The sequence below is a fragment of the Ferrimonas sp. YIN67 genome, from assembly GCF_057219095.1.
In genome coordinates, this window is sequence record NZ_JBXVVJ010000005.1 from 22,189 (window position 1) to 34,236 (window position 12,048).

10 protein-coding genes are annotated in these 12,048 nt (G+C 62.1%); all 10 read left to right on the plus strand.

The genetic code is table 11. The features are described 5' to 3' along the window. The first annotated feature begins 2 nt into the window (after window positions 1-2). From ftsL to AC2D8U_RS12015, 10 genes are read left to right on the plus strand one after another with little or no spacing between them, the layout of a single operon-like run. Window positions 3-311, plus strand: a complete 309-nt coding sequence (ftsL, locus tag AC2D8U_RS11970) for a cell division protein FtsL (RefSeq protein WP_484619295.1) — start codon at window positions 3-5, stop codon at window positions 309-311. Further along, on the plus strand, window positions 308-2,062 hold the full coding sequence (locus AC2D8U_RS11975) for a peptidoglycan D,D-transpeptidase FtsI family protein (protein WP_484619296.1): 1,755 nt from the start codon (window positions 308-310) through the stop codon (window positions 2,060-2,062). The genes ftsL and AC2D8U_RS11975 overlap by 4 nt, the downstream gene beginning before the upstream one ends. Further along, entirely contained in the window at window positions 2,046-3,530 is a 1,485-nt protein-coding gene (gene murE / locus AC2D8U_RS11980; RefSeq protein ID WP_484619297.1) for a UDP-N-acetylmuramoyl-L-alanyl-D-glutamate--2,6-diaminopimelate ligase, read from the plus strand. Before AC2D8U_RS11975 ends, murE begins: the two co-directional genes overlap by 17 nt. Next, on the plus strand, window positions 3,527-4,903 hold the full coding sequence (locus tag AC2D8U_RS11985) for a UDP-N-acetylmuramoyl-tripeptide--D-alanyl-D-alanine ligase (RefSeq protein ID WP_484619298.1): 1,377 nt from the start codon (window positions 3,527-3,529) through the stop codon (window positions 4,901-4,903). The genes murE and AC2D8U_RS11985 overlap by 4 nt, the downstream gene beginning before the upstream one ends. Continuing rightward, window positions 4,903-5,982 (plus strand): phospho-N-acetylmuramoyl-pentapeptide-transferase, encoded by a 1,080-nt coding sequence (gene mraY, locus AC2D8U_RS11990; RefSeq protein WP_484619299.1) that lies wholly within the window; start codon window positions 4,903-4,905, stop codon window positions 5,980-5,982. The genes AC2D8U_RS11985 and mraY overlap by 1 nt, the downstream gene beginning before the upstream one ends. Window position 5,983: 1 nt before the next feature. Continuing rightward, window positions 5,984-7,300, plus strand: coding sequence for a UDP-N-acetylmuramoyl-L-alanine--D-glutamate ligase (gene murD / locus AC2D8U_RS11995; RefSeq protein ID WP_484619300.1), 1,317 nt, complete (start codon window positions 5,984-5,986; stop codon window positions 7,298-7,300). Then, window positions 7,297-8,610 (plus strand): cell division protein FtsW, encoded by a 1,314-nt coding sequence (gene ftsW / locus AC2D8U_RS12000; RefSeq protein ID WP_484619301.1) that lies wholly within the window; start codon window positions 7,297-7,299, stop codon window positions 8,608-8,610. Before murD ends, ftsW begins: the two co-directional genes overlap by 4 nt. After that, window positions 8,597-9,682 (plus strand): undecaprenyldiphospho-muramoylpentapeptide beta-N-acetylglucosaminyltransferase, encoded by a 1,086-nt coding sequence (murG, locus tag AC2D8U_RS12005; RefSeq protein WP_484619302.1) that lies wholly within the window; start codon window positions 8,597-8,599, stop codon window positions 9,680-9,682. The genes ftsW and murG overlap by 14 nt, the downstream gene beginning before the upstream one ends. Further along, a complete protein-coding gene (gene murC / locus AC2D8U_RS12010; RefSeq protein WP_484619303.1) occupies window positions 9,679-11,127 on the plus strand; it encodes a UDP-N-acetylmuramate--L-alanine ligase in 1,449 nt (482 codons plus the stop codon). The genes murG and murC overlap by 4 nt, the downstream gene beginning before the upstream one ends. Continuing rightward, window positions 11,124-12,047: a D-alanine--D-alanine ligase gene (locus tag AC2D8U_RS12015; protein ID WP_484619304.1), complete on the plus strand. Its 924-nt coding sequence runs from the start codon at window positions 11,124-11,126 to the stop codon at window positions 12,045-12,047. The genes murC and AC2D8U_RS12015 overlap by 4 nt, the downstream gene beginning before the upstream one ends. Window position 12,048: the final 1 nt, after the last annotated feature.

A 12,048-nucleotide genomic window follows, 5' to 3' on the forward strand; every position in this document is an offset into this window, starting at 1 on the left:
ACGTGACGGGTCCAGGCCTGCCGCGTCTGATCGCCGCCGATCTGTGGCATCACCGTGGCTTGTTGGCACTGGCTTTGCTGGTGATGGCCACGGCGTTAGGGGTGGTCTGGTCCGCCCAGGAGGCGCGTCACCTGACTGCCGAATGGAACAGCCTGCTGCAACAGAGGGATCAGTTGGACGTCCATTGGCGTCACCTGTTGCTGGAGGAGCAGACGCTGGCGGAGCATAGCCGGATCGACAGTCTGGCCCGCAAGCAGTTGCAGATGAATCGCCCCCTGCCGTCGCTAGAAACCGTGGTGAGGTTACCATGAGTCGTCAGGCCAAACAGAAGCTTAAACCCACGCCGTTTCGCTGGCGGTTGCAGTTGGTGTGCGCGGCGATCTGCCTGGTGTTTGTCGGGATCGGCGTACGGGCGGCCTGGATCCAGGTGATCGCGCCGGATCGGCTGCGCTATGAGAGCGATCTGCGAACCCTGAGGACCACCACGTCGGATGTTCAGCGGGGCATGATCACCGATCGTAACGGTGAGATGCTGGCGGTCAGTGTCCCTGTGATGGCTGCCTTTGCCGATCCCAAGATGGTGCGTGACGGCAATGGGTTTGCCGATCTGCGTCGTTGGCGCGCCCTGGCGGATGTGCTCGAAGAGGATGCCGATAGCCTGATCAGTAAGGTGCGGGATAATCCGGGTCGTTTTGTTTACCTCAAGCGGCAGGTGACGCCTGCGGTGGCCGAGTACATACGTCAGCTGCGCATTCCCGGTTTGTCCCTCAAGCCCGAGTCTCGTCGCTACTACCCGGCAGGGGAGATCGCCGCGCAGCTGGTGGGCCTGACCAACATCGACGACAAGGGGATCGAGGGCCTGGAGCGTAACTTCGACGACTGGCTCACCGGTGCACCAAAGAAGACCCAGATCCGCCGAGGACGTCGCGGCGAGGTGGTGGAGACCCTGTCGGTACTGGAGGAGGGCGAGAACCCCAATGATCTGGTGCTGAGTCTGGACATGCGGTTGCAGAGTCTGGCGTATCAGGCGTTGAAGAAGGCCACGGCCATGCATATGGCGACCTCGGGCTCCCTGGTGATCATCGATATCCCCACCGGGGAGATCCTGGCGATGGCCAATACCCCAAGTTTCAACCCCAATCAGCGTCGCAATATTCAGCCCTACCAGATCCGTAACCGGTCGATCACGGATGCCTATGAGCCTGGCTCGGTGATTAAGCCCCTGGTCGTCGCCGCGGCCATGGAGCGAGGCGTGGTGAAAGCCGATGACATCCTAGACACCAGCCCGGGCTGGATGCGGGTATCGGGCGGCTTGGTGCGGGATGGGCGTAACTTGGGCAAGCAGGATGTCGGCACCCTACTGGTGAAATCGTCCAATATCGGCATGGCCAAGATGGCACTGCAGATGGACGTCGAGGAGTTGCTGGCCTTCTATGCGGATTTTGGTTTGGGAACTTACAGTGGCATCAATCTCGATGGTGAGTACACGGGCAACGTGCCCAAGCGCCATCGTTGGTCCGAGCATGAGCGGGCGACCCTGTCCTTTGGCTACGGCCTGACGGCGACGCCACTGCAGCTGGCACGTATGTATGCCGTACTGGGGGCTGGTGGCGTGGCGCGTCCGGCTTCAATCCTCAAGCAGCGGGAGGCTCCCACAGGTGAGCGCGTCCTGTCTGCGGAGGTGGCTGCTCAGGTGGTTGGGATGTTGACCGAGGTGACCGAACCCGGCGGCACCGCGCGCCGGGCGGCGATCAACGGCTATCGGGTTGCAGGAAAAACCGGTACCAGCCGCAAGGCCGTGGCCGGGGGCTATGGTGATGATTATGTCACCCTGTTTGGTGGGCTGGCGCCTGCGGGAGATCCCCGCCTGGCGATGGCCGTCGTGATCAACGAGCCCCAGGGCGACAGTTATTATGGTGGCACCGTGGCTGCCCCGGTATTTGCCGAGGTGATGGCCGGGGCGCTGCAGTTGTTGAATGTAGAGCCGAACCAGCGGCCCGGCCCGATGCCGGAGCTGGCGGCCATCAATAGTATAGGGAGCGACAATGTTGTCACTCGATGATCTTCTGTCCCCCTGGATCCGCCTTGAAACCGGTTGTCGGTTTCAAGATCTGGCACTGGATAGCCGGGCAATTCGGTCCGGGGATCTGTTTTGTGCCGTCGTGGGCCATCAGGTGGATGGCCGCCGCTTCATCGAAGGGGCCATCGAGGCCGGAGCGGTAGGGGTGTTGTGCGAGCATGAGTGTGATGTCCGTCTGGCGGATCTCACCGGCCGGGATGGCCAACCTGTGCCTGTGATCGGCCTGCGGGATCTGAACGCACGCCTGTCGTCCCTGGCCCTGAGAGCCTATCCCCAGGCCAGCACTGTGGATCTGATCGGGGTGACCGGAACCAATGGCAAAACCACGGTAACCCAGCTGTGTGCCCAGCTACTGGATGGCCTGGGGCGGACCGCCGGGGTGATGGGTACTGTGGGCAATGGCCTGTGGGGGGCATTGAAACCGTCAACCAATACCACCTCCGATGCGATCACCGTGGCTCGGCAGTTGGCCGATCAGGTCGACGCCGGGGCGCAGTGCGTGGCACTGGAGATCTCCAGCCACGGATTGAGTCAGGGGCGGATCGCCGCCCTGCCTATCGGCACCGGCGTCTTTACCAATCTCAGTCGTGATCACCTTGATTATCATGGTGATATGGAGAGTTATGCCGAAGCCAAACGGGCGCTCTTCGAGCTGCCGGGTCTGCAGAGCGCCGTGCTGAACCTTGACGACGAATACGGTGCCCGCTGGCATCGTGAACTCAAGGGCGAGGTGCGGACCATAGGCTACAGCCTGGATGGTGCCGATTGCAGTGGCGAGTGGATCCACGCGGTGGATATCCATTTCCATAATGGCGGCGTTTCTGCCCGCATCGAGTCCAGTTTTGGTCAAGGTCGGCTGGACAGCCCGCTGCTGGGCAAATTCAACTTGGCCAATGTTTTGGCCGCTTTAGGCGCATTGCTGGCGCAGGGCCACGACTTGATTGAACTGCTGGCTGTGGTGCCCTCTCTGCAACCGGCACCGGGCCGCATGGAGTGCTATCACGGCGCGGGGAAACCCGGCCTGGTGGTGGATTATGCCCATACACCGGACGCCCTGGAGCAGGCCTTGAGCGCCTTGCGTCGTCACTGTAGCGGTGCCCTTTGGTGTGTGTTTGGTTGCGGTGGTGAACGGGATCGTGGCAAGCGCCCCATGATGGCGCAAAGTGTGGAACATTATGCCGATCGGGTGGTGATCACCGCAGACAATCCTAGAGCCGAAGCCTTTGAGCAGATTGTTGAAGATATGCAAACCGGACTGCGGGAGCCTGCGGCGGCGGTGGTGATCGCCGATCGGGCCGATGCGGTGCGCCATGCCTTTACCCATGCGGGCCCCGAGGATCTGATCCTGCTGGCCGGTAAGGGGCACGAGGATTACCAAGTGATTGGTGGTCAAAGCCATCCCTATAACGAGCGAGCCCTGGCCCAGGCCTTGGCCGGAGGTGACGCATGATTGCATTGACCCTGGAGCAACTGGCCGAGATTGTCGCCGGTGAGATCATTGGCAGTAATCTCGATGTACGCATAGAGCGGATCAGCACGGATACCCGTACCCTGGGGGCCGGTGCCCTGTTTGTGGCCTTGATCGGTGAGCGTTTTGATGCCCATGATTTTGCCTCGGCCGCCGAAGCGGGTGGGGCCAGCGCCCTCCTGGTCAGCAAGGCGGTGGACGTAGCCCTCCCCCAGATCCGGGTGCAGGACACCCAGCTGGCACTCGGTCAACTCGGAGCTTGGTTGCGTCATCACCTCAACCCCTTCTGCGTTGCCTTGACCGGTTCGGTGGGGAAAACCTCGGTGAAAGAGATGACGGCGGCGATCTTTGCCCGTCAGGCGCCGACCCTGGCCACTCACGGCAACCTGAACAACACCATAGGCGTTCCCCTGACCCTGCTGGAGCTCCTGCCTGAGCATCGCTATGCGGTGCTGGAATTGGGCGCAAACCATGCCGGAGAGATCCGCTACACCAGCTCCCTGGTCCAGCCGGACGTGGCCCTGATCAACAATATTCAGCCGGCTCACCTGGAAGGGTTTGGCGGGATCGAGGGAGTTGCCCGGGCGAAATGCGAGATCTTCGAGCACCTTTCCAGCGAGGGGAAGGCGGTGGTCAACCTGGACGATGAGTACAGCAAGACCGTGCTGCAGGTGGCGGAAGATCATGAGGTGATCACCTTCTCCAGTCAGGGGGCTGCCGATCTGTGGGCCGATGAGATTGTCCCCGGTGGTGCCGCCGGGGGATACCGTTTCCGGCTGCACCGGGGGGAACAATCCGTGCTGGTCGCCCTGCCGGTACCCGGCCGTCACCAGGTGGACAATGCCCTGGCGGCGGCGGCATTGGCCAGTGCCGCCGATCTGGACCTGTCGGTGATTGCCGAGGGCCTGGCCCTGGCCCCACAGGTGCCAGGGCGAACCCAGTTTCACCGGATCTGCGCCCGTTTGACGGTGATCGATGACAGTTATAACGCCAACCTGGCCTCCACCCGTGCCGCCGTGGATCTGCTGGCTGAGCAGGCCGGTGTTACCGCCCTGGTGTTTGCCGATATGGGGGAGTTGGGGGAGTCGGCTCGGTCCCATCATGCCCTGGTGGGCGAATATGCTGCGCAGAAAGGGATTGATTACTTACTCACAGTGGGTAAATTATCCGCCTTCGCTTCCGAGCGCTTCGAAGGCGCCGAGCATTTTGACGGGCAAAAGGAGCTGATTGCCCGCCTGGAGGTTCTGATCGACAGGATCGGATCGCCCGTGACCATTTTGATAAAAGGCTCTCGCAGTGCCCGCATGGAACACGCCGTGGCCGCAATGCGGGAGCGATTTGGGGAAAGCTCATAATGCTGGTCTATCTCGCCGAATACTTAACACAGTATTACAGTGGCTTTAATGTCGTCTCATATTTGACGTTTCGGGCGATCGTTGCCCTCCTCACTGCACTGGCGTTCTGCCTGTGGAGTGGTCCCAAGCTGATCCGTTATCTGCAACGCATGCAGATCGGCCAGGTGGTGCGTAACGACGGGCCAGAGTCCCACTTCTCTAAGCGGGGCACACCGACCATGGGGGGAGTGATGATCCTGGCCGGGATCTTTGTCTCCACCCTGTTGTGGGGGGATCTGACCAACCACTATGTGTTGGTGATGCTGTTTGTCCTGGGCAGCTTTGGCCTGATCGGTTACATCGATGACTACCGCAAGGTGATCCGCAAGGATCCCGCCGGTCTGATCGCCCGTTGGAAATATTTCTGGCAGTCCGTTGCGGCCCTGGTCGTGGCGTTCTGGCTCTACTGGATCAATGAGCCGCAAGGCACAGTGCTGGTGGTGCCCTTCTTCAAGGAGGTGATGCCTCAGCTAGGCCTGGCGTTTATCGCCCTGGCCTATTTCACCATCGTTGGCAGCTCCAATGCAGTAAACCTGACCGATGGCCTGGACGGTCTGGCCATTGTGCCTACCGTGATGGTGGCCTCCGCCTTTGCCCTGGTGGCCTATCTGTCCGGCAATGTTAATTTTGCCGAATACCTGCACATTCCTCACCTGCCCGGCGTCGGTGAGTTGGGCGTGGTGGCCACTGCCATGGTGGGTGCGGGCCTGGGCTTTTTGTGGTTCAACACCTATCCGGCCCAAGTGTTTATGGGCGATGTGGGCTCCCTGGCCCTGGGCGCTGGCCTGGGTGCCATGGCGGTCTTAACCCGTCAGGAGTTCCTCTTGGTGATCATGGGCGGGATCTTCGTGGTGGAAACCCTGTCGGTGATCCTCCAGGTGGGCTCGTTCAAGTTGCGCCGCAAGCGGATCTTCCGCATGGCACCGATCCATCACCATTACGAACTCAAAGGGTGGCCAGAGCCTCGGGTGATCGTCCGTTTCTGGATCATCTCCCTGTGCCTGGTCCTGCTGGGTCTGGCGACCTTGAAGCTGCGCTGATATGAAGATGCCAGCGGACACTCTCATCCTTGGCCTCGGCCTAACCGGCCTCTCCTGCGTTCGTTTTTTGCGGGAGCAGGGGGAGAGCGTGGCGGTGTGGGACAGTCGAAACGTACCGCCTGGCTCCGAGCGCCTGGCGACGGAGTTTCCCGATGTCGCCTTGTATACCGGCCCCTTCGATGGTGCCGCGCTGGCTCGGGCTCGCCGACTGGTGGTGAGCCCTGGGATCCCCCTGGCGACCCCGGCGATCCGCCAGGCGATCGAGGCCGGTGTGGAGATCGTTGGGGATATCGAGCTGTTTGCCCGTCATGCGGACGCGCCTGTGCTGGCGATCACCGGTTCCAACGGCAAATCGACGGTCACCAGTTGGGTGGGCGAGATGGCCCGTGCCGCAGGTTGGTCGGTGGGCGTCGGAGGCAACATTGGCACCCCGGCGCTGGATCTGCTGGGCCAGGGGCACCGTCTCTATGTACTCGAGCTGTCCAGCTTTCAACTGGAGACCACCACCAGCCTGGATTGTGTGGCCGCGACTGTGCTCAATGTCAGTGATGATCACCTGGACCGTTACAACGACTACGGGCATTACCGGGACACCAAGCGCACCCTCTATGGCCAGGCTCGCCTGTGCCTGACCAACCGGGCGGATCCCGACACCGAGGCACCGGCGGCTTGCCATGCCATCAGCTTCGGGCTGGATCCGGCGCTGGGCGAAGATTACGGCGTACAGGAGCAAAATGGCGAGCGCTGGCTGTGCCAGGGAAGCACGGGCCTGTTCGCCGCCGTCGAGTTGGGCCTGGTGGGGGAGCACAATGTGGCCAATGCGCTGGCGGCCATGGCCCTGGCCCGCGCGGCCGGTGTGCCGCAGCCGGGGATCAACCAGGCTCTGCGGGAGTATCGTGGCCTGGCCCACCGCTGTGAACTGGTGGCCGTCAAGAACGGGATCCAGTATATCAATGATTCAAAGGCCACTAATGTCGGGGCGACCCTGGCCGCCTTGCAGGGATTGCAGAGCGGTCCAGGTCGGCTGCTGTTGATCGCCGGTGGGGATGCCAAGGGGGCCGATCTGACCGAACTGGCGCCAGCGTTGGGCGCCCTGCATCGTCTCTACACCCTGGGTCAGGATGGGCCGGCCCTGGCGGCACTTAAGCCCGGCGCGGTGGAAGTGGCCAGCCTTGAGCAGGCCGTTGCCCTGGCTGCCGCCGAAGCACAGCCTGGGGATCGAGTGTTACTCTCCCCGGCCTGTGCCAGCCTGGACATGTTTAAAAACTTCGTCGAACGCGGTGAGCGCTTCGCGGCGGCCGTGGAATCCTTGTCATGAACTCTGCAGTTGATCGCCAGCAACTGAGCCTGTTTGGCCAGAGATGGCAAGGCTGGTTGGCAGCCATTAGGGGCCTTATGGCCCCACCGCGTGAGCTGGGGACCCAGCTGTACGATCGCAAACTGCTGGCCTTGATCCTGACCCTGATGGCGTTGGGTTTCCTGATGGTGTCCTCGGCTTCCATGCCGGAGGCCACCCGCCTCACCGGCGATCCTTATTACTTTATCAAGCGTCAGCTGATCTTCCTGGTGGGCGCCATCGTGATCGCCGCCGTAGTGTTGCAGATACCGGTGCGGATCTGGGATCGCTATGGCTGGGCGCTGATGCTGCTGGCCCTGTTCAGCCTGGTGGCCGTGCTGGTGGTGGGGCGTACCGTTAATGGGGCGACCCGCTGGATCCCCCTGGGGCCCTTCAACTTCCAGGTGGCGGAGTTGGCCAAGCTGGCCCTGTTCGTGTTTCTGGCCGGTTATCTGGTGCGTCGTCACCAGGAGGTGCGGGAGCAGTTTCGTGGTTTTGCCAAGGCGCTGGCGGTCTTTGGTGTCTATGCCATCCTGCTGATCAAGCAGCCGGACTTTGGCACCGTGGTAGTGATGTTTGTCACCACCACCGGCATGTTGTTTCTCGCCGGGGCGCGCCTCGGTGAATTTATCGGCCTGATCCTTCTGGGTCTGGCGGTCTTTATTGGCCTGATCGCCACCTCCGAGTATCGGATGGCGCGGGTGCAATCCTTTATGGATCCCTGGGCGGATCCCTTCGGTACCGGTTATCAGCTGACCCAGTCGCTGATGGCGTACGGCCGTGGGGACTGGTTTGGGGAGGGCCTGGGCAACAGTATCCAGAAGCTGGATTATCTGCCCGAGGCCCATACGGACTTTATTTTTGCCGTGCTGGGTGAAGAGCTGGGATTTGCCGGTGTCCTGCTGGTGTTAGGCCTGTTGCTGACACTGGCTTTGCGCGCCCTGTGGATTGGCCATCTGGCCCTGAAACAGGAGCAGGCGTTTTCCGGCTACCTGGCCTACGGCATTGGGATCTGGTTCAGTTTTCAAACCGCGGTGAATGTCGGTGCCAGTGTGGGTGTTCTGCCTACCAAGGGCCTGACCCTACCCCTGGTCTCTTATGGTGGCAGTAGTTTATGGATCATGACCGCCGCAGCAGCCCTGCTGCTTCGGATCGATCACGAGCGCCGGGTGCAGCAGTTGATGCCGGCCCAGGCGCACACGACGACCCAAACCGAGTCGGAGGACACTCCGTCGCCGGCCAAGCCCAAGCGGGCGCGACGCAAACGGAGGGCGGGCAATGAGCAAAGCTAAACGCTTACTGGTGATGGCCGGGGGGACCGGCGGTCACGTCTTTCCTGCTCTGGCCGTGGCTCGGCGCCTGCGGGAGCAGGGCTGGGAAGTCCTTTGGCTGGGTACGCGGGAGCGGATGGAAGCCCGCCTGGTGCCTCAGCACGGTTTTGAGATCCGCTTTATCGATATTAAAGGGGTTCGAGGCAATGGCCTGATCCGCAAGTTGGCAGCCCCGCTGCAGATCTTCAAGGCGATCGGCCAGGCACTGCGGATCCAGCGTGAATTCAAGCCGGATGTGGTCCTGGGCATGGGCGGCTATGCCGCCGGTCCCGGAGGGATCGCTGCCTGGCTGCGTCGTACGCCCCTGGTCCTGCATGAACAAAATGCCGTGGCTGGCGCCACCAACCGGATCCTGGCGCGCTTTGCCCGTCGCGTGCTGGTGGCGTTTAACGGCGTGCTGCCGGACGAGCAGCGGGTGGGCAACCCGGTGCGGGAGGAGTTGATCGCCATCGGTCTGGAGCAGCCGGTCCAGGCCGGTGATCAGCTCAAGGTACTGGTGGTTGGAGGCAGCCTGGGGGCCAAGGTGCTTAACGACATCGTGCCCCAGGCCATCGGCCAGATCGCCGGTCAGGCACGTTTTACCGTGTGGCACCAGGTCGGCCGGGGCAACCAGGCCGAAGTGGAGCGCCACTGGCGTGCCAGCGCACCCGGCGTCGGAGTTCAGGTGGCAGACTTTATTGATGATATGGCGGCGGCATACGCCTGGGCCGATCTGGTGATCTGCCGGGCCGGTGCGCTGACCGTGGCGGAACTGGCCGTCACTGGCCGTCCGTCGGTGCTGGTGCCCTTTCCCCATGCGGTGGATGATCACCAGACCAAGAATGCCCAGGCCCTGGTGGATGACGGCGCCGCCGTGCTGATCCCCCAGAGCGAATTGACGGCAGCGGCGCTGGCTTTGCAGTTGCGACAATGGGCGCAGTCCCCTGGGCAGCTGCAGGCGATGGCCGAAGCGGCCAGCCGCAGTGCGGTGCCGGATGCAACAGATAAGGTGGCCGGGGTGTGTGATGCCCTGGCCCGGAGTGAGAAAGAATGAACAAGTACGAAGCCAAAGGGCCAACCCAGGCCGGCGCCATGGGACGGGTAAAACGGATCCATTTTATCGGGATCGGTGGGGCTGGCATGGGCGGGATCGCCGAAGTGCTGGCCAACGAAGGCTATGAGATCAGTGGCTCGGACATTGCCCAGAACCCGGTGACTCAGCGCCTGGTGGCTGCCGGTGCCACGGTGCACATAGGCCATGATGCTCGCTGGGTCGATGGGGTCGACGTGGTGGTGGTATCCACCGCCATCGATGAGGCCAACCCGGAGATCGCCGCGGCCCGTGCCGCCCGGATCCCCGTGGTGCGCCGGGCCGAGATGCTGGCGGAGCTGATGCGCTTCCGCCACGGTATCGCCATTGCCGGCACCCATGGCAAAACCACCACCACCAGCCTGACGGCCAGCCTGTTTGGCGAAGCCAAGCTGGATCCCACCTTTGTGATCGGCGGCAAGCTCAATAGCACGGGCACCAATGCCAAGCTGGGGCAGAGTCACTACCTGGTGGCGGAGGCCGATGAATCCGATGCCAGCTTCCTGCACCTGCAGCCGATGCTGTCCGTGGTGACCAACATCGAGCCGGATCACATGGACACCTATGGTGGGGATCTCAACAAACTGTATGACACCTTCGTAGAGTTTCTGCACAACCTGCCCTTCTATGGCACGGCGGTGATGTGCCTGGATGATCCCGGCGTACAGGCAGTCCTGCCGCGGGTTGCCCGTCGAGTGGTGACCTATGGATTTTCCCCCGAGGCGGACATTCGGGCCGAGGAGTTTGTTCAGATCGGCACTCAGTCCCAGTTCACCCTGATCCGTCCGGATCATGAGCCGTTGCGACTGACGTTGAATCTGCCAGGCCGGCACAATGTGCAGAATGCCCTGGCCGCCATTGCCGTAGCGATGGAGGAGGGGATCGCCGATGAGGTGCTGCTCAAGGCCCTGCTGGAGTTCGAAGGAATTGGCCGCCGTTTCCAGCAGTATGGTGAATTTGATACCGGTGCCGGTCAGGTGCGTCTGGTGGATGATTACGGCCACCACCCCAGCGAGGTGCTGGCCACGGTGCGGGCCGCCCGCGCCAGTTGGCCCGATCGACGTCTGGTGATGGTGTATCAGCCGCACCGATACAGCCGTACCCGAGATCTCTACGAAGATTTCTGCGCCGTTCTGGCAGAAGTCGACTTGTTGCTGCTGATGGAGGTGTACAGCGCCGGTGAGGATCCCATCCCCGGGGCCGATAGCCGTGCTTTGTGTCGCTCAATCCGTCAGCGTGGTGTTGATCCCGTGTACGTCCCGGGCCCCGCCGAACTGCCGGCGTTGCTGGCGGCCCAGCTGCAAGATGGTGATGTGGTAATGACCCAGGGGGCCGGTAATATCGGTGCCGTGGCGAAACGGTTGGCCGATATGGGCCTGTCTGTCAACAAGATGAAGCAGGAGGGATGATGAGCCCGCAAGGTAAAGTTGAGAAAGTCGCTGTGCTGTTTGGCGGCACCAGCGCAGAGCGGGAGGTCTCCCTGAAATCCGGTGCGGCCGTGTTGGCCGGGCTGCAGCGTCAGGGGATCGATGCCCACAAGTTCGATCCCAAGGAGCAGCCACTGAACGAGTTGGCGGCGTTTGATCGGGCCTTTATCGTGCTCCACGGTCGTGGCGGCGAGGATGGCAGTGTTCAGGGGGCCCTGGAGCTGATGGGGATCCCTTATACCGGCAGCCGCATCATGGGCTGTGCGGTGGCGATGGACAAGATCCGCACCAAATGGTTGTGGGCGGGGTTGGGCCTGCCCACAGCCGATTTCGAGGTCGTTGAAAAAGAAACGTTTTGTGATAAGGATGCGGCCGCTATAATGGCTCGCCTTGGTACGCCCGTGATGGTGAAGCCGGCCAACGAAGGCTCCTCCGTAGGCATGGCCAAGGCCAATGATGTGTCGCAACTTCACGCGGCCATTGTTGGCGCCCTGGACTATGACGAGACCGTCCTGGTGGAAGCCTGGATCGATGGCCCGGAGTTTACCGTAGCGATCCTCGGGGAGCAGGCTCTGCCCGTGATCCGCATGGAAACCGATAACGAATTTTATGACTATCAGGCCAAGTATCAGTCCACTGAAACCCGCTACCTGATCCCGTGTGGCTTGTCTGAAGCCGATGAGCAGGCGATGCAGCAGTTGGCCCTGAGAGCCTTTCAGGCAGTGGGTGCCAGCGGCTGGGGACGGGTCGATGTGATGCTGGATGCGGATGGACAATTTAAGTTGCTGGAGGTCAATACCGTGCCGGGTATGACCGAAACCAGCCTGGTGCCTAAAGCTGCCAAGGCGGTGGGGATCGAATTCGATCCCCTGGTGCGCCAGATCCTGGCGGCGGCCAGGTAGG